Source organism: Aquimixticola soesokkakensis, from assembly GCF_900172375.1.
In the GTDB taxonomy this organism is placed as follows: Bacteria; Pseudomonadota; Alphaproteobacteria; order Rhodobacterales; family Rhodobacteraceae; genus Aquimixticola; species Aquimixticola soesokkakensis.
Genome location: NZ_FWFS01000004.1, coordinates 101,298 through 125,551, shown reverse-complemented (window position 1 = coordinate 125,551; position 24,254 = coordinate 101,298). Strand labels below are relative to the sequence as shown.

At 62.9% G+C, this 24,254-nt stretch carries 19 protein-coding genes; 12 read left to right on the top strand and 7 right to left on the bottom strand.

Going from position 1 to position 24,254, the window contains the following annotated elements; translation table 11 throughout:
- Positions 1–18 precede the first annotated feature (18 nt).
- Complete coding sequence (locus AQS8620_RS06325; protein ID WP_085836008.1) at positions 19–996, top strand: Gfo/Idh/MocA family protein; 978 nt, start codon at positions 19–21, stop codon at positions 994–996.
- 105 nt (positions 997–1,101) lie between these two features.
- A complete protein-coding gene (locus AQS8620_RS06320) occupies positions 1,102–2,106 on the top strand; it encodes an endonuclease/exonuclease/phosphatase family protein (protein WP_085836007.1) in 1,005 nt (334 codons plus the stop codon).
- 29 nt (positions 2,107–2,135) lie between these two features.
- Here the strand turns inward: AQS8620_RS06320 and AQS8620_RS06315 are convergent, their stop codons facing one another.
- Positions 2,136–3,971: a M3 family oligoendopeptidase gene (locus tag AQS8620_RS06315; RefSeq protein WP_085836006.1), complete on the bottom strand. Its 1,836-nt coding sequence runs from the start codon at positions 3,969–3,971 to the stop codon at positions 2,136–2,138.
- Positions 3,972–4,272: 301 nt separating this feature from the next.
- Here AQS8620_RS06315 and AQS8620_RS06310 point away from each other — a divergent pair, with 301 nt between their 5' ends.
- From AQS8620_RS06310 to AQS8620_RS06295, 4 genes are read left to right on the top strand one after another with little or no spacing between them, the layout of a single operon-like run.
- Positions 4,273–5,685 (top strand): circularly permuted type 2 ATP-grasp protein, encoded by a 1,413-nt coding sequence (locus AQS8620_RS06310; RefSeq protein ID WP_085836005.1) that lies wholly within the window; start codon positions 4,273–4,275, stop codon positions 5,683–5,685.
- Between the two features lie 6 nt (positions 5,686–5,691).
- A complete protein-coding gene (locus AQS8620_RS06305) occupies positions 5,692–6,645 on the top strand; it encodes an alpha-E domain-containing protein (protein ID WP_085836004.1) in 954 nt (317 codons plus the stop codon).
- Complete coding sequence (locus tag AQS8620_RS06300) at positions 6,642–7,484, top strand: transglutaminase family protein (protein WP_085836003.1); 843 nt, start codon at positions 6,642–6,644, stop codon at positions 7,482–7,484. Before AQS8620_RS06305 ends, AQS8620_RS06300 begins: the two co-directional genes overlap by 4 nt.
- Positions 7,485–7,516: 32 nt before the next feature.
- Complete coding sequence (locus AQS8620_RS06295) at positions 7,517–8,239, top strand: proteasome-type protease (protein WP_085836002.1); 723 nt, start codon at positions 7,517–7,519, stop codon at positions 8,237–8,239.
- A gap of 147 nt (positions 8,240–8,386) precedes the next feature.
- On the opposite strand, the gene AQS8620_RS06290 is transcribed toward AQS8620_RS06295, so the two are convergent.
- Both AQS8620_RS06290 and AQS8620_RS06285 read right to left on the bottom strand, forming a co-directional pair.
- On the bottom strand, positions 8,387–9,340 hold the full coding sequence (locus AQS8620_RS06290; RefSeq protein ID WP_085836001.1) for an alpha/beta fold hydrolase: 954 nt from the start codon (positions 9,338–9,340) through the stop codon (positions 8,387–8,389).
- Positions 9,341–9,342: 2 nt separating this feature from the next.
- Complete coding sequence (locus AQS8620_RS06285) at positions 9,343–9,633, bottom strand: SCP2 sterol-binding domain-containing protein (RefSeq protein WP_085836000.1); 291 nt, start codon at positions 9,631–9,633, stop codon at positions 9,343–9,345.
- A gap of 70 nt (positions 9,634–9,703) precedes the next feature.
- Between AQS8620_RS06285 and AQS8620_RS06280 the strand changes: the two genes are divergently transcribed.
- The 5 genes from AQS8620_RS06280 (at position 9,704) to AQS8620_RS06260 (ending at position 15,199) form a co-directional block, all read left to right on the top strand.
- Complete coding sequence (locus AQS8620_RS06280; protein WP_143267443.1) at positions 9,704–10,324, top strand: tetratricopeptide repeat protein; 621 nt, start codon at positions 9,704–9,706, stop codon at positions 10,322–10,324.
- Positions 10,325–10,379: 55 nt separating this feature from the next.
- Positions 10,380–13,346 (top strand): helicase-related protein, encoded by a 2,967-nt coding sequence (locus AQS8620_RS06275; RefSeq protein ID WP_234990394.1) that lies wholly within the window; start codon positions 10,380–10,382, stop codon positions 13,344–13,346.
- Positions 13,347–13,781, top strand: a complete 435-nt coding sequence (locus AQS8620_RS06270) for an RNA-binding S4 domain-containing protein (RefSeq protein ID WP_200809601.1) — start codon at positions 13,347–13,349, stop codon at positions 13,779–13,781.
- Positions 13,782–13,903: 122 nt separating this feature from the next.
- Positions 13,904–14,242 carry a ferredoxin FdxA gene (gene fdxA / locus AQS8620_RS06265; protein ID WP_085835998.1) on the top strand — a complete coding sequence of 113 codons (339 nt, stop codon included), beginning with the start codon at positions 13,904–13,906 and terminating at the stop codon, positions 14,240–14,242.
- Between the two features lie 441 nt (positions 14,243–14,683).
- Positions 14,684–15,199: a CarD family transcriptional regulator gene (locus AQS8620_RS06260; RefSeq protein WP_085835997.1), complete on the top strand. Its 516-nt coding sequence runs from the start codon at positions 14,684–14,686 to the stop codon at positions 15,197–15,199.
- A gap of 151 nt (positions 15,200–15,350) precedes the next feature.
- Here the strand turns inward: AQS8620_RS06260 and cobS are convergent, their stop codons facing one another.
- Positions 15,351–16,199 carry an adenosylcobinamide-GDP ribazoletransferase gene (gene cobS, locus AQS8620_RS06255; protein WP_306345901.1) on the bottom strand — a complete coding sequence of 283 codons (849 nt, stop codon included), beginning with the start codon at positions 16,197–16,199 and terminating at the stop codon, positions 15,351–15,353.
- Between cobS and cobT the strand changes: the two genes are divergently transcribed.
- Entirely contained in the window at positions 16,198–17,205 is a 1,008-nt protein-coding gene (gene cobT, locus AQS8620_RS06250) for a nicotinate-nucleotide--dimethylbenzimidazole phosphoribosyltransferase (RefSeq protein ID WP_085835996.1), read from the top strand. The two genes, cobS and cobT, sit on opposite strands and share 2 nt — an antisense overlap.
- A 31-nt stretch (positions 17,206–17,236) precedes the next feature.
- Here cobT and AQS8620_RS06245 read toward each other — a convergent pair whose 3' ends face one another.
- From AQS8620_RS06245 to AQS8620_RS06230, 3 genes are all read right to left on the bottom strand, one after another.
- Positions 17,237–19,192, bottom strand: coding sequence for a monovalent cation:proton antiporter-2 (CPA2) family protein (locus AQS8620_RS06245; protein WP_085835995.1), 1,956 nt, complete (start codon positions 19,190–19,192; stop codon positions 17,237–17,239).
- A 230-nt stretch (positions 19,193–19,422) separates the two neighbouring features.
- Complete coding sequence (locus AQS8620_RS06240) at positions 19,423–22,746, bottom strand: hypothetical protein (protein WP_085835994.1); 3,324 nt, start codon at positions 22,744–22,746, stop codon at positions 19,423–19,425.
- 446 nt (positions 22,747–23,192) lie between these two features.
- Positions 23,193–24,227 (bottom strand): GT-B fold glycosyltransferase domain-containing protein, encoded by a 1,035-nt coding sequence (locus AQS8620_RS06230; RefSeq protein WP_085835992.1) that lies wholly within the window; start codon positions 24,225–24,227, stop codon positions 23,193–23,195.
- Positions 24,228–24,254: the final 27 nt, after the last annotated feature.

The window sequence follows — 24,254 nt, the reverse complement described above, 5'->3', positions numbered from 1 at the left end:
GGCTGGGGAGGCCGGAATATGACACATCCGATGCGGTGGGGCGTTTTGGGCGCCTCGAATTTCGCGCGCACGACGATGGCGCGGGCGATCCACGAAGCCCAGGGCGCGCGCTTTGCCGCGCTTGCGACCTCCGCGATGGAAAAAGCGACGCCTTTCGTGGCGTTTTGCCCCGATCTGCACGTTTACAGCGACTATCAGGCGCTGCTCGACAGCCCTGAAATCGACGCGGTCTATGTTCCGCTGCCCAACCATCTGCATGTGGAATGGGCCAAAAGGGCGCTTATGGCGGGCAAGCATGTGCTGGTGGAAAAGCCGATTGCCCTACAGGCGAATGAGATCGACGGGTTGATTGCCACAAGCCGTGCGCAGGGGAAACTTTGCGCCGAGGCCTTCATGGTGGTGCATCATCCGCAGTGGCAACGTGCGCGCGAGCTGGTGGCGCAGGGCGCGCTTGGCAGGCTTGCGCATGTGTCGGCGCGCTTTACCTACGACAAGCGCGGGGATCACGACAATATTCGCAACAATGCGGCGTTCGGGGGCGGCTCGATCCGCGACATCGGCGTCTATACCTTTGGTTTGACACGCTTTGTGACGGGCACTGAGCCGGCGGGCATCACCTATACCAACTGCGTCTTCGAGGGCGGGGTCGATACGATGGCCGAGGTCTGTGCGCGTTTCGGGCCCCAAGAGGGTGGCTTTAGCTTTCATTCGCTGACCTCTATGCGGATGACGCCCAGCCAGTCTTTCTGCTTTCACGGCAGCGACGGGATGCTGACGCTGGAGACCCCGTTCAACGCCGACCTTGCGGGGCCTGCACGATTGGTTCTGACGGATAAAACGGGCAGCCGCGTCGAGAGTTTCGTCGGTGCGCGGCAATATGCCTTGCAGGTGGAAGCCTTTGTGCGCGCCGCCCATCAGGGCACGGCCTTCGGGTGGTCCTTGGAGGATGCGCGCGGCACGCAGGCGATGATGGATGCGGTTTTTGCCGCCGTCTAGGGCGCGGGGGCGACACCTTCGCGTGAGGCAGGGCCTGTCAGCCCTTGCATTTGGGCGCGCGCGCCTTGAAAACTGCGCAAACCCGTCCGAAAGGCCCCGCTGACCATGACCCTGACCCTGCTGCGCAATCGCCTGATCGGCGCCTTTGGGATGATCGCACTGGCGTTGCTGGCGGGGGGGATCGGGGCGCGGCTTGTGCCTGACATGACGGCCCTCGATGCGCCCGCGCGCATTCTCGACAGCCTTGCGCCGTGGAGCTTGGCGCTGGCGCTGCTGGTCGGGGTGGTCCTTGCGCTGCTGCGCGCACGGGTGCTGGGCGTTCTGACGGTGGTGGCCGCATTGGGAGGGGCGGGGTGGATTTTGGGCGACTATCTGGCGGTGCGTCAGGGGTTTTCCAAAGAGGATCCGGCGCTGAAAGTTTTGTTTTTCAATGCTTTGGGTAGCAATACTGCCAATTCAGCCCGCATTGTTGATGCCGTTCTGGCGCAATTGCCCGACATTGCGGTGATCGCGGAATCCGAAGCCATTGCCGAGGATCGCGCGCGGCTTGAAGCGGTCTACCCCCACACCTCGGTCTGTGCCGATGCGGCCTGTGATGTGATGTTGTTCAGCCGGATTGCGCCTGTGAGCCTGCGCGAGGAGCGGATCGGCCCGCTGTGGAACGACCGGTATCTGGAGGCCAGTCTGGACACGCCCTCAGGCCCGTTGACGCTGGTGGCCGCGCATCTGTCCAAACCGTGGTTCTCGGGGGTGTCGCCCTCCGAGCATTGGACGTTGATCCGCCGTTTGCGCCAGATCGAGGGGCCATTGGTGGTGGTGGGCGACTGGAATATGGCGCTCTGGAGCCGTCCGGCGATGCAAATTCTGCACCGCACCAACCTGAAGGCGCCGCCTGCGCCCATCCCGAGCTGGCCGGCGCAGCTGGGCAAATGGGGCGTCCCGATCGATCAGGTTTTGGTGCGCGATGGCGCGGCGCTGGGATCGTTGCACGCCTTTGGCGAGGATTTGGGGTCAAACCATCGCGGCATGTTGGCGACCGTGGTGGTCAACCCGCCCGCGCAGACCTCGTCGCCTGCCAGCGCGTCCGTGGCTGCCAGACGCGCCCCATAAAACGGGGCGCGCCTACGCAGTTTGGCGGCTTATTCCATTGCTTCGAGTTCGTCGATAAAGCTGGAAATCATCGACAGGCCCTTGTCCCAGAACGCCGGATCGGAGGCATCAAGGCCAAAGGGCGCGAGCAGTTCGCTGTGGTGTTTCGACCCGCCCGCTTTGAGCATGTCGAAATACTTGTCCTGAAAGCCTTCGGGGGTCTCTTCGTAGGCAGCATAAAGCGCATTCACAAGTCCGTCGCCAAACGCATAGGCGTAAACGTAGAAGGGCGAGTGGACGAAATGCGGGATATAGGCCCAGAAGGTTTCATAGCCGGGCATGAATTCGAAGACGGGGCCAAGGCTTTCGCCCTGCACAGACATCCACAGCGCGTTGATGTCCTCGGGCGTCAGTTCGCCCGCTCGGCGCGCCTCATGCAATTTACACTCAAAATCGTAAAAGGCGATCTGGCGCACGACCGTGTTGATCATGTCCTCGACCTTGCCAGCAAGCATCACCTTGCGTTCGGCGTCGGTTTTGGCGCGGCTCAACATCTTGCGAAAGGTCAGCATCTCCCCGAAAACCGAGGCCGTCTCGGCCAGCGTCAGCGGCGTGTTGGCAAGGAATTCGCCTTGTCCTGCTGCCAGAACCTGATGGACGCCGTGGCCAAGTTCATGCGCCAGGGTCATTACATCGCGCGGTTTTCCAAGGTAGTTGAGCATCACATAGGGGTGGGCATCGGTGACGGTAGGATGGGCAAAGGCCCCCGGCGCCTTGCCTTTTTTGACGCCGGCATCAATCCAGCCCTCGGTAAAGAAGGGTTTGGCGATGTCGGCCATTTTGGGGGAAAAGTCGCCGTAAGCTTCCAGCACCACATCGCGCGCATCGTCCCATTTCACGATGGTTTTTTCTTCCATCGGCAGGGGCGCGTTGCGGTCCCAGACCTGCATGCTGTCCAAGCCGAGCCACTTGGCCTTGAGCGCGTAGTAGCGGTGCGACAGCTTGGGGTAGGCGGCGACAACGGCGTTGCGCAGCGCCTCCACCACTTCGGGTTCGACGTGGTTTGACAGGTGACGACCGGTTTGTGGCGTGGGCATCCCGCGCCAGCGGTCGTCGATTTCCTTTTCCTTGGCGAGTGTGTTGTGAACGCGCGCGAAGGTTTTGATGTTGGCCCCGAAAACGCGGGCCAGCTCGCGCGCGCCTGCTTCGCGGGTCGCGCGCTGGGAATCGGTGAGCAGGTTGAGCGTGCCCTCAATCCCCAGTTCCTCGCCCGCAACGCTAAAGGTCAGGCCGGCAATGGTTTCGTCAAACAGTTTGTTCCACGCGGAAGCGCCAACAACAGATTGATCATGAAGGAATTTTTCCAACTCATCGGACAGTTGGTAGGGGCGCATGGCGCGCATGCGCTCAAAGATGGGGCGATAGCGCGCAAGGCCGTCATGGCCGAGCATCTCCTCGATGGCGGCATCGTCGATGCGGTTCAATTCGAGGGAAAAGAACACCAGCGGCGTGGTGTAATTGGTGATTTTGTCCTGCAGGTCCGACAGCATCTTGGCGCGTTCGCCGTCCATGGTATTTTGATAATAGCGCAGGCCCGCAAAGGACATGATGCGCCCTGCCACCTGGTCGATTTTCTCGTTGCGCAGGATGCATTCGAACATCTGTTCGCCATCAAGCCCCGCCAGCTTGCCCTCGTAGTCCTCGGCAAAGCGCACGCAGGCCTCTTCAAGCCAGTCGAGGTCGCGCTTGAGTTCGGGGGCGTCGGGCGCGGGGTAGAGGTCGCTCAGATCCCAGTCGGGCAGGGCGCCGAAGTCCCCGGAGGCGGCAGGGGCATTCGCGTCAAACAGCGGGCGGTTGAACGGGGTGGGGGTAGGAGCGATGCGCATCTGATGCCTCGGACTTATTTCGGACTATGTATTTTCTTGTCACTTCAATATCGGTCGCTTTTACGGGCTTGCAAGGGGCGATGCCAAAGGGTTGCGCCGCACAAAGGGATTGCGCAGACAGGGAGGCCGGAGGTAGGGCTTGTGTATTGCGCCTACATTCACAGGGTGGCTTTGCCAAAAAAAACGCCAATTTGTGCACGCAAGCCCTTAAAAAAGACGAATATTGGGTCTGTGTGCCCGCAAGCCCTTTCCTCTCGGGCACGCAAATGCAGATCATCAGGGGGAACAACAAAGAAATATCATGTCGCAATACTTTAATGAAATGTTTGACGGCGCATCTGTCCGTCCCCCGTATTCGACGCTGGAACATTGGGCGCGAGAAATGTCTGCCGATCTGCGCAGTCTCAAGCAGTCCGAAGCCGAAGCCCTGTTTCGTCGCATTGGCATTACCTTTGCCGTGTATGGCGAAGGGGGGGACCCGGACCGCCTGATCCCCTTTGACATGTTCCCGCGGGTGTTTTCCGCCGGCGAATGGCGCAAGTTGGAAGCGGGCGTCAAACAGCGCGCCCGCGCGCTCAACGCCTTTCTGGCCGATGTCTACGGGCGCGGCGAGATCGTCAAAGCCGGACGCATCCCCGCGCATCTGGTCTATAAAAATGCCGCCTATGAAAAGGCGGCGGTCGGTTTTATGCCGCCGCTCGGGGTGTTTAGCCATATCGTTGGCATCGACCTTGTGCGCACGGGACCGGAAGATTTTTTCGTCCTCGAGGACAACTGCCGCACGCCTTCGGGTGTGAGCTACATGCTGGAAAACCGCGAGATCATGATGCGCATGTTCCCGCATCTGTTCCAGGAAAGCCGCATCGCGCCGGTGGAGGCCTATCCAAACCTGCTCAAGCGCACCTTTGCCTCTGTTGCGCCGCAAAAATGCGACCGCGATCCGACAATCGTGATCCTCACGCCCGGGCATTTCAATTCGGCCTATTACGAACATTCCTTCCTTGCGGATATGATGGGCGTCGAGCTGGTCGAGGGGCAGGATCTGTTCGTGTCTGGCGATTTTTGCTACATGCGCACCACCGAAGGCCCCAAGAAGGTCGATGTGATCTATCGCCGTCTGGACGATGATTTCATTGACCCGCTGTGTTTTCGCCCCGATTCCATGCTGGGGGTGCCCGGCCTGATGAATGTGTATCGCTCGGGCGGGGTGACGATCTGTTCGGCGCCCGGCGCCGGTGTGGCCGACGATAAGGCCATCTATACCTATGTGCCCGAAATGGTGCGCTTTTACCTCGGCGAAGAGCCGATTTTGGCGAATGTTCCAACCTGGCAATGTGCCAAGGCCGACGATTGCAAATATGTGCTCGAAAACCTCAAGGACCTCGTGGTCAAAGAGGTGCATGGATCGGGCGGCTATGGCATGTTGGTCGGGCCGAAATCGACCAAAGAGGAAATCGAGATTTTCCGCCACAAGATCGAAGACCGACCTGACAATTACATCGCCCAGCCGACGCTGGCGCTGTCAACCTGCCCGACCTTTGTCGAGGACGGCGTTGCGCCGCGACATGTCGACTTGCGGCCCTATTGTCTGGTGGGCAAAGATGTCGAACTGGTGCCCGGCGGTCTGACACGCGTTGCGCTGACCGAAGGGTCGCTGGTGGTGAACTCGTCGCAGGGCGGCGGTGTCAAAGACACTTGGGTCATGGCGGAGTAACGGGATATGCTTTCTAGAACCGCCTCGAACCTCTACTGGATCGCGCGCTACATGGAGCGTGCCGAAACCTCCGCCCGCCTGCTTGAAGTCGGGGCGCGCAACGCCCTGATGCCCAATATCGGTGGCGGCATGCGCAACGAATGGGAATCGGTTCTCAATGCGCATGGCACGTTGAATGCGTTTTTGGACAAATACGGCGATCCCGTGCAGCGCAACGTCGAAACCTTCCTGTTTTTCGACCGCGAGAATCCCTCTTCCATCGCATCGTGCATCTCTGCGGCGCGCGAGAATGCGCGGATCGTGCGCACGGCGCTGACGACGCAAATGTGGGACGCCATCAATACCGCCTTTCAGGAAGTGCGCGAAATGGAGCGCACGGAGCGCTCGGCTTTGCCGCTGTCGGATCTGGTCGAGTGGACATTGCGGGTCTGCGCGCTGGTGCGCGGGACGATCGATGCCACCTTGCTGCGCAACGATGGCTACCATTTCTTGCAGCTGGGCTATTTTATCGAACGCGCCGACAACACGGCGCGGCTTTTGGATGTGAAATACTACGTGCTGTTGCCGCAGGTGTCGATGGTGGGCTCGGGGCTCGACAATTTCCAATGGGGCACGCTGTTGCGCGCGCTGTCGGCGCATCGGGCCTTTAACTGGGCTTACGGCGGTGAAATTACCGCCCGCAAGATCGCCGATTTCCTGATCCTCAACCGCCAGTGCCCGCGCTCGATCTATTCCTGCGTGTCGGGGATCACCGACCATCTGGACGCCGTGGCGCGCGGCTATGGCAAATCCAGCGCCGCGCAGACCCAATCGCGCGCGATGCTGGCCGAGCTGGCCGAAATGCGCGTCGATCACATTTTCGACGAGGGGATGCATGAATTCCTGTCGCGCGTGATCGGCGATGTGAACCGGCTGGGCTTTGCGGTGCACGACACTTACCTGAGCGGAGACATCAAATGAAACTTCAGGTCCGCCACAAGACGACCTACCGCTTTGATCCGCCCACGCGCAGCATGGTCCAGTCCCTGCGCCTCACGCCGTCGGCGTTCGAGGGGCAGCAGATCAACGCATGGGACATCACCTGCGACGCGGGCGACTGTCCCGTCGAAACCGGATCCAGTTTTACGGAAGGCGCGGGAGATCACATCATGACGGTCTCCGTGCGCGGGGAAGTCACCGAATTTACCGTCACCGTCACCGGCGAAGTCGAAACCTCCGATTGCTCGGGCGTGGTCAAGGGGCTGCGCGACAAGGTGCCGCCGCTGGCCTATCTGCGCCAGACCACGGCGTCCTGGCCCAATGCGGTGCTCAAGGACCTCGCGCGCGACACATTGATCGATCTGGGCACGGCGGGGGTGCTGCAACAGGCCCATGCCCTGTCCAAGGCCACTTCGGACGCGCTTGACTTCCTGCCCGGCGAAACCGAAGCCTCGACCTCGGCTGCCGAGGCCATCGGCATCGGCAAGGGCGTGTGTCAGGATTTCACCCATGTGCTGATCGGCATGGCCCGCGCCAGCGACATTCCGGCGCGCTACGTGACGGGGTATCTGTTGTCGGGATCGGATGGTTCGGCGCATGAGGCAAGCCACGCCTGGGCGGAGCTTTACGTGGCAGGATTGGGCTGGGTCGGGTTCGACGCCGCCAATGAATGCTGCCCGGATGAGCGCTATATTCGTCTGGGGTCGGGCTTTGATGCAATCGATGCTGCCCCCATCCGCGGCATTTCCGTAGGGGAAGTTGATCAAGAGATGCTGGAAGAGCTGCTTGTTGATGTTGCAGTAACCCAAATGCAGCAATAAAGCAGCAGCAAGCCACTCTGGAATCAAAACACATGACTTACTGCGTCGGATTGCTCCTTGATGAGGGCATGGTACTTCTGTCGGACACGCGCACGAACGCGGGTCTCGATAATATCTCGACCTATCGCAAGATGTTCACCTTCGAGGAACCGGGCGAGCGGGTGATCACCATCATGACCGCCGGGTCGCTTTCGGTCACTCAGACAACCGTGGCGCGTCTGCGCGAGGCAATCGAGGAGGACGACAGCGCGCACCCCTCGATCCTCAAAGCGCCGACCATGTTGCAGGTTGCTGAAATCGTGGGGAAAACCCTCTCGGATGTGACAACGGAAATTTCCGACAAGATGGAGCGCATGAGCCAGCGCGCCAGCGCGTCGATGATCGTTGCAGGACAACGCAAGGGCGGCGCGATGCGCATGTTCCTGATCTACCCCGAGGGCAATTTCATCGAAGCCACCGAGGACACGCCTTTCCTGCAGATCGGGGAGCATAAATACGGCAAGCCGATTCTGGATCGCGTGGTCACGCCGCAGACCTCGCTTCTGGACGGGCAGAAGGCGGCGCTGTTGTCGATGGATTCGACCTTGCGCTCGAATCTGTCGGTCGGCATGCCGCTTGATCTTGAGGTGATCGAAACCAATGCCTGCCGCGTGACGATGAAACGGCGCATCGAGGCAGAGGATGACGTGTTCAAGGCGATGAGCGCCGATTGGTCCAACGCCCTGCGTGACGCCTTTACCGACATTAAAATCTGAACCGGCTGTCAGGGACAGTTTGAAAGGCCGCAGATCACTCTGCGGCCTTTTTTCAGGTTAGTTATATTCAGGCTGGGCAAATTCGGGCCCGTCATATTCAGGCTGGGTAAATTCGGGCCCGTCATATTCAGTGCAGGAAAACGGCCCTTAGCGGTGGCGCGCAAAGAGGGCGAGCACCGTATCAAAAAACATGGTTTGGATCTGTGGGGTTTCCATCATGATCTCGTGACGCGCCCCTGCGATGACGTGTTTTTCGCAGCTTGGCCATGATTGCACACGTGCGTCGATGCTGCGCGTGCTGACGATTTCCTCGTCCGAGCCGTAAAAGACACAGGCGGGCAGAGCAGGGGCCGGGCGTTGCGCCATGCCTGCGCAGCTTTCGAGGGCGGTGCCCAGCCACCGCATGGACGGGCCGCCAAGGGCAAGCGCGGGCGCACCGATCATCTGGCGCTGCATAAAGGCATACATGCCCGCATCCGTGGTCAGCTTGTTTCCCTCGAACCCGTTCTTGAGCACATAGGTCTGCGCGAAGGTCCCCGGCGTGCGCCAGTGGTCGATGCCAAGCACACGGGTCAGCGCCGTAAGCACCTTGGCCAGCGGCGTTTGCCAGGGCGCAAGGCGAATGCCCCACATCGGGGCGCTGAACGCGGCGGCGCTGAACGGCACATCGCGCAGCACAGCCCCCAAGCCGATCGCCCCGCCCATCGAATGGCCGATCAGATACCACGGCCGGGGCAAATCATGGGCGCGGGCATAGTCCAGCGCCGCATCCACGTCCTGTTGGTAATCGTCGAACGCGCGCACATGGCCGGTCGCCTGCACCTCAAGCAGGCGATCCGCGATCCCCTGACCGCGCCAGTCGATGGCCAGCATCGCATAGCCCGCCTGCGTAAAGACACCGGCGGCGGGGCCGTATTTCTCGATGTATTCGGTGCGGCCCGGAAACAGGAACACTGTCCCCTTGGGCGCCGCCTGTGTTTCGCTGATCCGCGCAGGCCAATGTCCCACGCGGATACGCACCCCGTCCGAGGTCTGACACCAAGCCGCAGAGCCCCCGTCGGGCCCTTCGGCAAGCTCTGTGTAAAACGGGGCCTCTTGCATGATCAGCCCAACGCAGCCCCAAGCTGCATCGCCAGCCCCATGTCCCCGTCAACGCTGAGTTTGCCGGTCATGAAGGCGGTTGTGGGGTTCACATCGCCCGACAACATCCCCTCGAAAGTGTCGCAGTCTGCGGTCAGGGTCACATCGGCGGCATCGTCGCCTTCGCGCGCGCCGGACTCGTCCACCATGATGGCGCCCTCGCCCTCGATGACGAATTTCGCGGTGCCCGCGGCAAAGCCGTCGGCCATTTTTTCGTTCAGTGCTGCAACTGCGCCAGAAATAACGGTGCTCATCGCCCATCCTCCAATTCGTGATCAACGCGGGCTTTCATTTGCGCCGCCTTCGGTTACTGTCGTCCCTGTTATGAGAGCATTCACGCCAAGTTCCAAATATATCGTTACGGCATTTGCGATTTTCTGCTGCCTTGCGGCGGGGACGGGGACGCGCGCGCTTGCGCAAGCGCCCGACAGGGCCGACCAGAGCGCGCCGCAGACCGTGAATGAAAGCCAAGCTGATGAGATCACGCGACTTTTTGCCAAGCTGAAAGAGGCGGACGGCTATGATGTCACGCGGTTGGAAAGCGAAATCAACATGGCGTTTTCCCGCTCCGGTTCGGATGCGATGGACATGTTGTTGCAGCGCGGCGAAGCGGCGATGGCGGCGGGTGACATGGCCACGGCGGTGGATCATTTCACGGCCCTCGTCGATCACGCCCCCGAATTTTCCGCCGGTTACGCCAGCCGCGCCGCGGCCTATTTCAACCTTGGCCTGCTGGGGCCGGCGGTGGCGGATCTGCGCATGGCACTGGCCCTTGAACCGCGCAATTTCTGGGCCATGTCGGGGTTGTCGGTGATCCTTGAGGAAACCGGCGATCCCGAGGGCGCGCGCGCGGTCAGCGAGGCCATCGACGCTATACATCCCAATTTCGAGGGCCTACAAGAGACGCTAGAGCGGCTTGGCGCCCCACAAGGCGTCACGCTTTAGCGCTGCCTATCCCTCCCGCGCTTTGTGCGCGGCATCTATCGAGAGGACGCACCTGTTGCCCCAAAGTTGGTCCGACAGGGGGACGATCACGGCAGTGCTCGGGCCCACGAATACCGGAAAAACCCATTACGCCATTGAACGGATGCTGGCCTATCGCACGGGGGTGATCGGCCTGCCGCTGCGGCTGCTTGCGCGCGAGGTCTACGACAAGATCGTCGCCCTGCGCGGCCCCTCGGTCGTGGCCCTGGTCACGGGCGAGGAACGCATCGTGCCGCCGCGCGCGGCCTATTGGGTGTGCACCGTCGAGGCGATGCCGACGGGGCTTGGCGCGGATTTCTTGGCGATTGACGAGATCCAGCTGTGCGGCGATCCCGAGCGCGGTCATGTGTTCACCGACCGGCTGTTGCATGCGCGCGGTTTGCACGAGACCCTGTTCATGGGGGCCGACACGATGCGCCCCGCCATCGCCGCGCTTGTGCCGCGCGCGCAATTCATGAAGCGCGAGCGGTTTTCGCAACTCACGTATACCGGCTCGAAGAAACTCAGCCGGATGAAGCCGCGCACGGCCATCGTCGGCTTTTCGGTGAACAACGTCTATGCCATCGCCGAGCTGCTGCGCCGCCAGCGCGGCGGGGCGGCGGTGGTCATGGGGGCGCTGTCTCCGCGCACCCGCAACGCCCAGGTCGAGATGTATCAAAACGGCGATGTCGATTTTCTGGTCGCGACCGATGCCATTGGTATGGGGCTCAATCTGGATGTCGATCACGTGGCCTTTTCGGCGCTGATGAAATTCGACGGACAGCGGATGCGCGTGCTTCAGGCAAATGAAATGGCGCAGATCGCGGGCCGTGCGGGGCGCTACATGACCGATGGCACCTTCGGCGTGACCGGCGAAGCGCCGCCGCTGGATGACGAGCTGGTCGAGGCCATCACCGAGCATCAGTTCGATCCCGTGCGCAAATTGCACTGGCGCAATCCCGATCTCAATTATGCCAGCGCCGATGCGCTGGTGCGCTCGCTTGAGGAGGTGCCGCGCGGCGATGACGCACGCTGGCTGATGCGCGCGCGCGATGCCGATGACCTGCTGAGCCTCAAAACCCTCAGCCAGTTGCAGCACCTGCGTCCGCGCCTGAAAGGTGCCAAAACCGTCAATCTTTTGTGGGATGTCTGCCGAATCCCCGACTTTCGCTCGATCAGTCACGGCGAACATACCTCGATGCTTGAGCAGATTTTCGGCTTTCTTCAGGATCTCGGGCGGGTTCCCGACGATTGGCTGGCAAATAAGATCAAGCGCATTGACCGTACGGAAGGCGACATCGATACTCTGTCGAAACGGCTGGCCTATATCCGCACATGGACCTATGTGGCGCAACGCAATGGTTGGGTCGACGACGAAAACCATTGGCGCGGGGAAACCCGTGCAGTAGAAGACCGCTTGTCGGATGCGCTGCATGGCGCGCTGACGCAAAGATTTGTTGACCGGCGGACAAGCGTATTGCTTCGCCGGTTGAAGCAGAAGGAGGGCCTTGTGGCCGACGTGAACGATAAGGGTGAAGTGATGGTCGAGGGCGAATTCGTCGGCCGTCTTGAGGGGTTCCGGTTCAGCCAGGACAAATCCGCAACGCCGGACGAGGCCAAGACCCTCAGCCAGGCGGCAATGGCGGCACTTGCGCCGGAATTCCACCTGCGTGCGGACCGTTTCTACAACGCGCCCGACACGGAAATGGATTTCACCGAGCAAGGCGGCCTGATGTGGGGCACCTCTGCTGTGGGCAAACTGGTCGCAGGCGATGAGGCGTTGAAGCCGCGCGTTGTGGCCTTTGTCGATGACGAAGCCGGCGCGGATGTCGCCACCAAGGTCGAGCGCCGCTTGCAGCACTTTATCGATCGCAAAGTTGCCGCCCTGTTCGAACCGCTGCTGGCCATGAGCCGCGATGAAACCCTTTCGGGGTTGGCGCGCGGCTTTGCCTTCCGGCTGGTGGAAAACCTCGGCATCATCCCGCGCGACCAGATTGCGCAGGACGTCAAGGAACTGGATCAGGAGGCCCGCGGCGCGTTGCGCAAACATGGGGTGCGCTTTGGCCAGTACACGATTTTCATGCCCGCTTTGCTCAAACCAGCGCCCACGCGTTTGCGTTTGTTGCTGTGGTCCTTGGCCGCGAAACACGACGAATCCCCCGATAGCCCGCCGCCCGGGCTGGTGACCATTCCCGCCCTCAACGGCGCGCCGGACGGCTATTACGCCATGTCGGGCTACCGTCTGTCGGGCGCGCGTGCGATCCGCATCGACATGCTTGAACGTCTTGCCGATCTGCTGCGCAACTGCGACAGCCGCGGCGGGTTCGAAGCCACGCCGGATATGTTGTCGATCACCGGCATGACGCTGGAGCAGTTCAGCGACCTCATGGAGGGCATGGGCTACAAGGGCGAGAAGGGCGAGCGCGTGAAAGTCAAAGCGCCCGCAGAGACGCCCAAAGCCAAAGCGGCGCTTTCCGAAGGCGCGTCCGAGGTTGCGGCCCAGCCGCAAACGGATGTCACCGACGCAGGCGCCGATGCGACCAGCGCGGGCGCGTCCGAGGCCGAGGCGCAGCCAGAGGCCGACACGGCGGGCAGCGCCGAAACGCCCCCCCAAGAGACACCTGCCCAAGAGACACCCCCCCAAGAGGCAGCCACTGCCGGCACTGCCCCCGCAGAGCCTGCCGAAATGGAGGTGTTCTACACGTTCACCTGGGCGGGCAATCGTGGGGCGCGGCGTCAGGGTGGCGAGCGTCAGAACCGTGGCGGCAACCGTGACAACAACCGTGATGGGCAGCAGGCCGGTGGCGAGCGTTCCGAGCGTCAGGGCGGCAAGCCCCGCCGTGAGGGTGCCAAGGGCGGCGCCAAGGGCAAAGGCGGTCCCAAAGGTGGGAAACGCGACGACAAGCCCAAATCATTCGAGGCCCGTCCGCCGCGCAAGGAAAAGCCCATCGACATGGACAACCCTTTTGCGGCTGCCCTGATGGGGCTGAAGGACCGCAAATAAGTGAGCGGCCGGCGTGCAGATCAACTCGGGCTCGGGCCAAATGCGGCCCGCCCGACCATCCGCATCGACAAATGGCTCTGGTATGCGCGGTTTTTCAAAACCCGCAGCCTTGCCACGAAACTTGTGAGCGCGGGCCATGTCCGCGTGAACGCCCAACGGATCGCCAAACCCGCCTTCGCGGTCGGGGCAGGGGACACGTTGACCTTTGCGCAGGGCAACGACATCCGCGTGATCCGCATCACGGCCTGTGGCGAGCGGCGTGGACCCGCCCCCGAGGCGCGGATGCTGTACGAGGATCTCGATCCGCCTGCTGAAAAACCGCCCAAGGAAGAGCGGGAATTTATCCCCCATAATCCGGCCTATGAGGGAAAGGGGCGTCCCACAAAGAAAGATCGGCGCAACGCGCGTCTTTGTGGGCCCGACCCGCTTGATTGATCCTTTGACCCGCGCTAGCTAGGGCGGTAATCGAATTCTGCCCGCAGGCCTTGCATGGCTGCGCCGCACTGGCCCTCGCGCCCTGTTGCACGGGCGCTTGAGAAACTGGATGGACCCCGCCCATGACTTACGTCGTCATCGAGAACTGTATCGCCTGCAAATACACTGACTGTGTCGAAGTTTGCCCCGTAGATTGTTTCTACGAGGGGGAAAACATGCTGGTGATCCATCCCGATGAATGCATCGACTGCGGTGTGTGCGAACCGGAATGCCCCGCCGATGCGATCCGCCCCGACACCGAGCCGGACATGGAAAAATGGGTGGAGTTCAACCGCAAATATTCCGAACTCTGGCCCGTGATCGTCGAGAAAAAAGAGGCACTGCCCAATTACGAGGAACGCGACGGCGAAACCGGCAAGATGGAGAAATACTTCTCCGAAGCGCCCGGCGAAGGCAGCTAACGCCCGTTTTCCTCTGCCTGCGAATCAGATCCGGCAGGCGCGCAGTGACCCGTTTAGAAGGCCTCTCAAACTTGTGAGAGGCCTTTTTCGTGCGATTCAGGCCAAAATCCCGCAAATTCTTCAAGTTTGGTGCCGCGATGCAGCACCAGCCGCGCGCGGGCACTTTATTTTGGCGCATTTTTTTGCTATGTTGGGCGAACGATATAAAGGATTTTGCACATCACCCACTTCAACCTTGTTGTTAGTGGTGTGATTTTTTCGCGTCCACGACACCCAGCCATGCACCCGACTGGGCGAGGCGCGAGACCTAACGACCGTGACAGGCGCCTGCCAAATGGTTCCGCTTTTGTGTGAGGAACGAGGGGCAGGAGCAGCAAGGTTCGAGGGGCAAGCTCCGTGACCGGGTTCTACTGGGGGTCCCTACGAGGATTTAGACTGTATATGACCAAAGCTAAAAAATCTGATTTCCGCCCGAACGACTTTGTTGTCTATCCTGCACATGGGGTTGGCAAGATCGTCTCCATCGAAGAGCAAGAGATTGCCGGTCTGTCGATGGAATTGTTCGTGATCTCCTTTGAGAAAGATAAAATGACCCTGCGCGTGCCGACCGCAAAAGCCGTCGAAAGCGGCCTGCGCTCGCTGTCCACACCCGATGAGGTGACTCAGGCCATGAAGACCCTCAAGGGCAAGGCCAAGGTCAAACGCGCCATGTGGTCGCGCCGCGCGCAAGAATACGAACAGAAAATCAACTCGGGTGATTTGATCGCCATCGCCGAAGTGGTGCGCGACCTGCACCGCGCCGACGACCAGCGCGAGCAATCCTATTCCGAGCGTCAGCTGTATGAGGCCGCCCTTGAACGCCTGACCCGCGAATTCGCGGCTGTCTCCGATACCGACGAGACCACCGCAGGCAAATCCATCACCGAAGTGTTGGTGGGCCGGGTTGTCGCCGCCTAAGCGCGCTTGATCCTCGATAATGAAAACGCCGCTCTGTGCAGACAGGGCGGCGTTTTTTTGCGGCTGGGTTTGCGGCTGGGTTTGCGGCTGGGTTTGCGGCTGGGTTTGCGGCTGGGTTTGCGGCTGGGGCGGCGTATCGCGGGGGCGGGCGTCAGAAAAACGCGCCAAACACCGCCAGCGCCGCGATTTCCGTCAAGAGCTGCGTGGCCCCCAACACATCGCCTGTTTGGCCTTCGATCTTGCGATCTGCCAGCCAGCCCATCGCCACGCTCACGACCATCACTGCCAAAACCGCCAAAGCGGTCGCGGCAAGGCCCATCAGAACCAGGCTGATCGCAGCCGCAATCGCCGCGCCCAGCGTTGCGGTCGGGCGCGACACCGCGCCAACATCGCGCGACAGCCCCGTGTCGCGGGCGTGGGGCATCAGGCTCATGAGGTAGGGCATGCTGGCGCGGCTCAATGCGGCCGCAGCGACGAGCGGCGCAAAGAGCGCCCCTGCCGCGATCATCCCTTCTAGCGCGCTGAAACGGGCCAAAAACGCCAGCACCAGCGCCAGAACGCCATAGGTGCCCACCCGACTGTCTTTCATGATCTCGAGGCGGCGCGACACGTCCCAGCCGCCCCAGAACCCGTCGGCGGTGTCGGCCAGCCCGTCCTCATGCATCCCGCCGGTCGCCATCACGCCGACTGTTAGCACCAGAACCGCCGCAAGGCCCGCGCCTGCGCCACTCCAATGCGCCAGACCCGCGATGGCCCAGGCCAGAGTGCCCACCACGACACCCACAAGCGGATAGGCCCAGGCCGCGCGCGCCGAGCGGTCCAGATCGGGGTGGCCCAACAGCCCCGCCAGCGGCAGGCGGGTGAGCAGGCCGAGCGCGGTGCTGACATCGGCGGGCCTGCAATTTGTCCATTCGTCGCGCATGGCATTCTCCTGCGTTGCAATTTCTGCCTCGGGGATAGACAAAGCGGTCCAGAGGTTCAACGAGAGAGACACAATCATGCCCTTTGCCACGCTGTCCGAGTTCGAAGCGCTGTTGCGCGCGGCCCCCGCATCTGATGCGACTGCCAGCGAGGCCGCGCGCGCGCGCAATCTGCAGCTGACCAAACCCCCCGCTGCGCTGGGGCGTCTTGAAGATCTCGCGATCTGGTATGCCGGATGGCGCGGCGCGGCGCGCCCGCGGCTTGAAAAGCCCCAAGTCATTGTTTTTGCCGGAAACCACGGTATCACCGCTCAGGGCGTTTCAGCCTTTCCCGCCGAGGTGACCGTGCAGATGGTGGCCAATTTCAAAGCAGGCGGCGCGGCGATCAACCAATTGGCCGCTGCCTTTGGGGCGCAAATGTCGGTGGTCGAACTCGATCTGGAGCGCCCGACCGAGGATTTCACCAAAGGCCCTGCCATGTCACAGGCCGACTGCGTGGCCGCGCTCAAGGCGGGCTGGGAGGCGGTCGATCCGCAGGCGGACCTTTTGGTGGTCGGGGAGATGGGCATCGGCAACACCACCTCGGCGGCCGCTGTGGCCTGCGCGTTGTTTGGCGGAACGGCGGCGACCTGGGTCGGGCGCGGCACCGGCGTGGATGACGCTGGGCTGTTGATCAAGGAACGGGTTGTGAGCGAAGGCGCGGCACTTCACGCCAGTCGCGCGCCGCTTGAAATTCTCGCGGCGCTGGGGGGGCGTGAGCTTGCGGGCATGGCGGGGGCCATCGCGCGCGCGCGCGTCGCGCGGATTCCGGTGATTTTGGACGGGTTCATCTGCACCGCCGCGGCTGCGACGCTGGAAAAGGCGGTCGCGGGCGCGTTGGATCACGCGGTTGCGGGCCATGTTTCGGCAGAACAGGCCCATGTTCGGGTGCTCGAGCATCTGGGCAAAGAGCCGCTCTTGTCGCTGGGCATGCGCCTTGGCGAAGGCTCGGGCGCGGCGCTCGCCATGGGTATCCTCAAAGGCGCGATTGCCTGCCATTCGGGCATGTCGACCTTTGCCGAAGCGGGGGTTTCCGAAGGGGCTTGAGCCCTGCGCAGACGGCTAGAGAGGCGGGGACTTACCCCGCCTTTTTCGTGTCTTGCTTGGCCGCTTTGCCTGCGTCCTGCGCGGCCGCTGTCTCTGCGGCTTTCAAGGCTGCGATCCGTTCGTTTTCGCGCGAGGTGTCGAGGGTGGTCATGATCGCGTTCTCCAGATCCAGCGCCAGTTCTTTGGAGCGTTGGATATAGGCGGCGTTTTCGCCCAGAGGGACTTTGGGGTCCCAAAGATCGGCCAGCTCGCGCAGCATATGGCGGTCATGTTTGTAATAGGCGGTGGCGGTTTCGGAGGCCTCGTATTGCGTCATGCCCATCTGTTCCAGCACATAGCGCCCTGCGCGCAGCGAACTGTCGAAGACCTCGCGCACAATGTCGTCCGCTCCGGCGTTGCGCAGCTGATACACCGTCAAACGATCCCGCGCGCGCGCCACGATATGCAGGTCGGGGCGTTGCTTGCGGGCATATTCCACCAGCTTGAGGTTCATTTCGGGATCATCGAGCGCCGCCACCAGCACCTTGGCCGAATGCAGGCCGGCCGCATGGAGCAGGTCAGGGCGGGTAGGGTCGCCAAAATAGCCTTTGATCCCGAATTTGCGCATGGTTTGAATGGTTTTCAAATCCGCATCCAGCACGGTTGTGCTGAGGCCAGAGCCTTGCAACAGCCGGTTGACGACCTGCCCGAACCGCCCGATTCCGGCGATGATCACCGGCTGTTGGTCGTCGATTTCATCGGCAAGATCATCGCTATCGGTATCGCGCAAGCGCTTGGAAATGAAGTCCTGCAACAAAAAGGCCAGCGGTGTCAGCAGCAACGACAGGGCAATCAACAGCAATCCGCGTTCTGCCAAAGCCGTCGACAAGACGCCGCTCTGGCTGGCAAAGGAAATCAGCACCATGCCAAATTCTCCAGCCCCGGCAAGGGACAGGGTCACCAGCCAGCGGTCGCGTCCGCGCAGTTTGAACAGGGTCGAAAGCCCGTAGAGAATTGCGCCTTTGACCAGCATGAGCGTGATCACGGCGGCAGAGATTTTCAGCGGTTCGTCCCAGAGGATGGCAAAGTTGATCCCCGCGCCCACGGCGATGAAGAATAACCCCAAGAGCAGCCCCTTGAACGGTTCGATCGAGCTTTCCAGCTCGTGGCGAAATTCCGTATTGGCCAAGACGACCCCCGCCAGAAAGGTGCCAAGCGCGGGCGACAGGCCGACCGCATTCATCAGGGCGGCGATGCCCACGACGATCAGCAGGGCCGTGGCTGTGTAAAGTTCGCGCAGATTGGCGGCCTGAATAAAGCGAAACAGCGGGCGCACCAGAAAAATACCCGCCAGAATGATCGTCGCCACCGCGCCCAGCGTCACCAGCGTCACGCCCCAGCCGGGCAGGTTGGCCACAAGCGACAGCTCTTGTGTGCTGGCCTCGACACCGCGCTGGATCGACCCGTCATCGGCAAAGCGCACCGTGTCCATCGCACCGCCCAGCAGCGGGATGATCGCCAGCATGGGGATCACGGCGATGTCCTGGGACAGCAAAATCGAAAAGGCCGAGCGCCCTCCCGGCGTGCCCATCAGCTTTTTCTCCGACAGGGTTTGCAGCACCACAGCCGTGGATGACAGCGCCAAAATCATGCCGATGACGATGCCCGTGGCCAGCGTTTGCCCCGTCGCATCGGCGATCCACGCCACCGCGCCCACCGTCAGCACCAGTTGCAAGCCCCCCAGGCCAAGAAGGCGGTGGCGCATGTCCCAAAGCGCCCGCGGGGTCAGTTCCAGTCCGATGAGGAACAGCATCATCACCACGCCGAATTCGGCAAAATGCTGCAGATCGTGGGTTTCGGAATGTCCGACAAGATGCAGAACGGGACCGATGACGATGCCGGCAAGCAAATAGCCAAGCACCGATCCCAACCCCAAACGGGTGGCGATGGGCACGGAAATTACGGTGGCGGCGAGGTAGATCGTGGCTTGAAAGAGGAAACCCTCCATCGCGCGGCGCTCCTGTCGTTTGGACCTTTCGTCTCTTCGCTATGTGGTGTCAGACGTGACGCACGACAGGGGCGAGGAACGGAAAACTCGGTGATAATTTGTGGCGATCAATGCGAGTGTGCCGCGATGCGGCGCGCGCGTCTAGCAGATATGCACGCGGCGGCCTGCGACAAGATCGTCGCGGCAACTCTCTGCCGAGCGGTGCCGTTTTTGTTCGAGCCTGCGATAACTTAGCCCTTGGGGATGGTCAGCACGAAGGAACGCGACCCTTTGACGTAGCGCAATTCGCTATCGCCAATCGTCGCGACCTGACCGCCGTCCAGTCGGTCACCGACTTTGACCTTTTCAAGCCGCCCGTTGGGCATGCGCACCAATGCGCGACGCTCGTTCGACGAGCCGTAGACCCCGATCAGGTTCAACTGGCGCAGGTTGATCGCCTTGTCCATTGTTGCCGCCGTGGCGACCGAGGCGCGGGTTGCGCCCTGTTCGACGGGGGCGGTTGGGACATTGGCCGTGACTTCTTCGGCTTCTTCTTCGCGCGTCATCGCCAGTTGGCGCGCAGAGGCGGCGGCCTGAGCGCCGGCAGCCGCGGCTTGGGCCTGCGCTGCCGCAGAGGCCTGCGCGGCTTGCGCCAGACGCGCGATGTTTTGCGGGCGCTCTTGGGGGCGCGCAGCGGCCAACCCTGCGGGGGCGGCGGGCATCGGCGGCGCGGCGGCGAGGGTTTCCAGCGCGGCCTGCGCCTGCAACGCGATGTCGCTCGCGGCAAGGCGCTGGGGGCGCGGGCGCGGCACATAGGCGGCAAGCTGGGCCTGTGCCTGCGCAAGGCGTTCTTCTTGGGCGGCCTGTGCTGCGGCTTCTTCGGCGCGCAGGCGGGCCTGCTCGGCCAGTGCTTCGGGGCGCGCTCTGGGCTGGCGGTCGGCCAAAGCGGCAACGGCAGGATCTGCGCGCAGGGCAAGGTTTTCGAGGTCATCAAGCAGGGCGGCGCTGGCGCGCGCGACCACCGAGTCGGGGCGCGGATCGGGGATCACCAGCGGCGTACCTTCGATAACCACGACCTGTGGTGTGTCGGGGGTTTGGGCGGGGTCTTGTGTGTCGGTATCCGGGGGCGCAGGCGCGTCTTGCGCGGCCTGATCCGTCGCGGTGCTTGCATCGAATTCGGGAGGCGTGTCAGCAGCTTGCGGCGCGCCCGGTGTCTGGGGCGTTGGCGCGGCGATCTGGCCCGGCGCGGTTTGGCGCGGCGGCGTGTCGGCCTCGGGCAGGGCCAGGGTCAGGGAGGGCACGCTTGGGATGCGCGACACCACGGCGGGGCTGTCGGTGGACACATCCGGCGCGGATGCCAGCGTGATCTGCGCGGCGTCGGTCGCATCGATGCTGGCCAATGCCACCTCATCCGCAGCAGCCTGCACCGAGGCGGGGGCGGCGCTGTCGGGCGCGTCAAAAGCGGCAGCCTGCGCGGGGGGGGGCGGGGCGCTGTCCTCGGTCAGGCTGGCCCAGGCCGCAACAAGCAGCAAGGCGGCAACCAGCGCCAGCGTCAGCACCCCCAACCGCAGCGGTTTGATCGTGGCCTTGCGTTTTTGGTTGCGTTTCGCCCCGAATACCGAGGTCTCGGCGGTTGTGTCGCCGAGCGTGGCGGTCGCTGTGCCGGGGGCCAGTCCGGTTTCCTGCGCGCTCATCGGCGCGACATCTTCGGTCCCGTCGATACGCGACACACGCGTGGCGGGGGCAGGCTTGGCGGCCGCAGGCGGCGCGGGCGTGGCCCGCCCGAAACGCGATGTCACCTTCGACCCGAGGCTTGCGGCGATCCCGCCGGATTTGGCAGGCGGGTCCAGCGGCGCCGGTGCAGCCGGTTTCGCGCTGTCCACGCGGGGGGCAGGCGGCAGGCCGGACTTTGCCGGTTGGCTCGCCCCCGCAATCTTGGCGCTGGCGAGCGCGCCCGTTTTGGCGGCGCTCGGCGCGGGAGGGGCGCTTGTTGCGGCTGCAAGCGGGCTTGGCGCGGGTGTCGTTGTGGGGGCCTCGGGCGACATTGTGTCCCCGTCGTCCAAGCCAAGCAGCGCCTGCGCGTTCAGGCGCGGGCGCGCGGAGATGCGGGGGGCGATGTCATTTTGCGCGCCGCCCTCGACGCGCAAGGCGCGGCGCGTTGCGAAACCCGTCGCTTGCGGGCGCGCAGGGGCGGCGGCGATTTCGGCGGTGGTATCGTTGATGAATTGCGGCGACGGGGCCGAAGACGCGGGGGTGTCCGTGTTTTCATCGGAGGCGTCGGTTGCGGTTTCAGTCGACGCGGCGTCGATGGGCGCTGCGAGGTCCGGCTCGGCGGCGGGCTTTGACGGTGTGTCATCGCGCGGCGGCGCGTCAGAGGCGCTTTGCGCGCCTGCGGCCGGATTTTTGGCCGGTTCTGCGGCGTCGGGGCGGTCGCTGTCGGTTTGGGGCAGCGCAGGTGCCTGCGGCTCTGCCGCCGCGTCCTGCACAAGCTCCTCTATCGGGTTGGCTGTGGTGTCGGGGGCCGTGTCTTGGGGCGCGGCAACCGCTTGCGTGACGGGCGCGGGGGGCTGCTGTGCTGGGTCTGGCAGTGACACGGGGGTGTCGTTCTGCGGGGCGGGGGCGATCGGGTCTTGCGCGTCAGAGGTCGCAGGGCCAGCCTCAGCCTCAGCCTCAGCCTCAGCCTCAGCCTCAGCCTCAGCCTCAGCCTCAGCCTCAGCCTCAGCCTCAGCCTCAGCCTCAGCCTCAGTTTCGGGGGCTGTGGGCAAAAGGCCGCTGGTCGCGTCCTCGTCGGGCACCGGCGCGGTTTCGCCAGGGCGGGCTTGTGCGTCGCTTTCGGGTTCATCCGCCGGCAGGGGGACATCAGCTGTGTCGGAAGCGCTGTCAGGGGGAGATGCGGAAGTGGTCACAGCCGGTTCGATCACCGCCGCAGGTGTCGGTTCGGCCTCGGGGTCCGCTGCAAGCTCAGGTTCCGCAGGCGCGGGTTCAGGGGCCGGTTCGGGGGCCGGTTCCGGCTCAGGTTCTGGCGCGGGCAGTGGCCCCAAAATGACCAAGGCCGCGGATTCTGGCGTAATCGGCGTGCCCGCGCCGATCAGCTGATCGGCTGCTTGCGTGCGGCCAAAATTCGGAGCGCCGTTGAATGCCCCTTGCGGGTTGGCGGTAAAGGCGATGGGGTTAAAGCGGTATTGCGCCGCAAAGGCTTCGGCCTCGGCGAGGGTTTCGCGCGTGACAACCGCAAGCTCGAGCCCGCCGTCGTCGTCGCGATAGTCCCACACAAGCGCGTCGATCGGATAGGGCGTGGCCCCGTCGAGCGTGGCACGGATCGCGCGGTCGCGCGCGCGCTCGCGCAGGCCGGGATCAGGAATGCGACGATAGAGAATCTGGCTGTCGGGAATCACCAAAAGCGAGGTCACGCCCGCCGGGGCCAGCGCCGCCGCCGAGCGGCGCAGCGCTTCGAGTTTTTCACTCAGTTCGGGGTCATCCAGCGCGACCTCGCCGATTACATACCAGCCGGTGCCCGCGCGGTGCAAAAGGCGGATGCCGTCATGGCTCAAATCGAGTGCGAATGCCGGTTTCATCTCGGGCCCCTCCGCGCCACTGTGCCGGTTGCAAGGACCGATCGGGGCGAGATCTTGTTTTTTCCGCCCCAAGCCTACCCCAAGCCGCGCCTCAGGAAAAGCAAAAGGCGCGCAGACGCAACGGCTTGTGGGGCAGGTGGCGAGGCTCCGCCGATGTTGTGCGCCAGATGCCCGATGCCCGGACGCGGGCCAAAGCCTCGGACTTGGGCGTTTTGTGGCGCGGGGACCCCGGCCAAAGCGGCAACATACTGCGCAATATCACCGGGTCCGGTCGCAACCCGCCGCGAAAACCGCATGCGATGATGCGTTTGGCCTGAAAGGCGGTAAGAAGGCGGCAGATCGCACGCGTGAAAAATACCGCCATCACCCGCCTCCCGATATGGCTTCGGTGAGCCGTCTCTTGGGGGGGTATTTTAGAGGGGTAAAATGCAGGCGTGTAGGGCCGCCTAGCGCATCCAGAGGTTTTCTGCGCGGATGCGGTTGCGGATGGTGCGTTCGCGGCGCGGCAGGTCGTTGCGGTCAAACATGTCGCGCACCTTGAGGCCGCGGTTTTGATAGACCAGCCGCTTGATCGGCTCGTATTCCTTGAGGACTTTCTTGATCCAGTTGGGCGCGGCGACAGTGTTCAGGGTCTCGATCACATGGTCGTTCTCGCGCGCGTAGAGCAGGGGAAACGTGCGGTAGTGACACGAAATCGCCCCGTCCAGCGTGTCCTCGGGCAGGGTGTTGCGCGCGCCGCCAAAGGAATGGATCACCAGCGGCAGGGCCACCTGATCAAGCCAGGGGTCAAAGCTTTGCAACGCGACCTGGGGCGGGGGATTGTCCCTGATTTCAAGGGCATATTCGAGGAAGCGCGCGCCAAATTCATGGGGGCAGCGATAGAAAAAGAAACCCGCGTTGAAATACAGGAAGCGCTTCCAGTATTCTTCGGGCTGGCTGTGATCAATCGTTGGCTCGATATCGAGGCCAAAGCGGTCATAGAGCGATTTCCAGCTCTCGTAATAGCCCGGCCCGTAGAGTTCGATTTCGGGCCAGGTGCCTTCGCATTTGAGCGAGGCGCAGGGGCGGTCGAAATCAAAGGCGACGCGGCTGAGCGGCCCCATGATCAGCGTATCGCTGTCAAAAAACACGAAGGGCTCGCCCTTTGGCAGGGCCATCAGCGCCTCGATTTTGTTGCCGTAGGGGTAGGATTGGCCGAAATGTTTGCTTTCGAAGGGAATGATTTCGACGCCAAGGCGCTTGTAGAGGTCGAGAATGTCAACATCGCGCACCGACGGGTCGTTGTTCCAGTTCTCGCCCGCCTGCGGCACCGCCAAAATCAGGCGGCCTGCGAAATCGGGGTCACAGTGGCGCAGCGAGGCGGCAAACAAAGCGGCCTCATACATGATGCGGCCATTTTGAGCGATGGCGACGACGTTGAACACGGGGCGATCACCGTGGGTGTCGGCCGGTGGCAGGGGGGCATTCGCGGGGGAGGTCATGCGAAACACATCCGTTGTCTGGCGTTA